Annotated in this window: 1 protein-coding gene; it reads left to right on the top strand. The window is 68.6% G+C overall.

Annotation, left to right across the window (positions count from 1 at the left end):
- Window positions 1–583: M20/M25/M40 family metallo-hydrolase (locus HLUSI_RS0108080; protein ID WP_016833489.1), on the top strand; the 583-nt coding region annotated here is incomplete at both ends.

The raw sequence follows: 583 nt of genomic DNA on the forward strand, positions 1-583 counted from the left end.
CGGCGTGGCCGGCGGCAGCCGTCGCGGCCTTTGTCGAGGTGCATATCGAACAGGGGCCGCTGTTGCTCAACGAGGCGTTGCCGGTTGGCGTGGTGACGGCAATCTCCGGCGCGACGCGTTTCATGGCGGAACTGCAGGGACTGGCCGGCCACGCAGGCACGGTGCCGATGCACATGCGCCGCGATGCGGCCATGACGGCGGCGGAAATCGGCCTCTACATCGAACAGCGCTGCAGCGGCAGGCCCGGTCTGGTCGGCACGATGGGCATCATGGAAGTGCCGAACGGCGCCGCCAATGTGGTGCCGGGCAGCGCGCGGTTTTCCATCGACATCCGCGCCGGGCAGGATGCGGTGCGCGAGGATGCGGTGGCGGACGTCGAGGCTGAAATCGCACGCATCTGCGCGCGCCGCAATGTCTCCATCACGCTGCGCAAGACGCACCAGGCCGGCAGCGTTCCCTGCGCCGATCGTCTGCAACAGCAACTGGCGAATGCCATCGATGCTTGCGGCCTGCCGGTGCGTCACCTGCCGTCGGGCGCCGGGCATGACGCGATGGCGATGGCGACCATCGCCGATGTGGCGAT

It is taken from the genome of Herbaspirillum lusitanum P6-12 (assembly GCF_000256565.1).
Lineage (GTDB): Bacteria > Pseudomonadota > Gammaproteobacteria > Burkholderiales > Burkholderiaceae_D > Herbaspirillum > Herbaspirillum lusitanum.